Genomic DNA, 662 nt, shown 5'->3' on the forward strand with positions numbered 1-662 from the left:
GTTGTTTTGGTTGCTTGCCATCCTTTGCATACGTTAAACGCTGTTTGATGCTGGTATGGTCTGACTCTTCTGGGGTGTTAGCCATTTTGGCTCTAATGGGGTTTAAATCGACATACGCCATGCAGGCCGCAAGGGCTGCTCCATCTAATAATGCTTGAGACGTAAATCGTCCCTCCCAAAAACGGCCAGTGCAGTTATCTTCTTTATTTGCTCTGCGAGCAATGTTTTCATTTAACAACCGCATAAACCAGCTAATACTTGATAGGCGCTCGCGGTATTGTTTTACTGTTTGATTAAAAAAGATAAGTTCAGCTTTACTTAGCTTTTCACCCTGTATGTATTTTTGCGTAAGTACAGTGCCTTTACACAGCTTGTGCCAGCGAATAACAATCGCTTTATCATTCAGCCGATTCCCTTTTTTATCATCAACATACAGCACTAAATGGGTGTGATTACTCATAACAGCATAAGCACATACATCAATACAAAACACTTTGGCTAACTCAAGCAGTTTATCTTCAACCCAGCCTCTACGATGCTCGTAGGATTGACCTGTAAAGTGGTCTTCCCCACATAAAAATGCACGGCGTACGCAACGTGATCTGCAATGGTAGTACTTTGTATCAACCAAACTTACTTGGCGCTTTCTTGCGATTGCCATA

The 662-nt window shown here is 42.1% G+C and carries 1 protein-coding gene; it reads right to left on the minus strand.

Translation table 11 applies throughout. The features are described 5' to 3' along the window. Positions 1-661: transposase (locus tag I6F43_RS20355; protein ID WP_197103764.1), on the minus strand; the 661-nt coding region annotated here is incomplete at its 3' end. Position 662 lies beyond the last annotated feature (1 nt).

Source organism: Pseudoalteromonas sp. NZS71_1 (genome assembly GCF_015864305.1).
GTDB classification, from domain to species: Bacteria; Pseudomonadota; Gammaproteobacteria; order Enterobacterales; family Alteromonadaceae; genus Pseudoalteromonas; species Pseudoalteromonas arctica.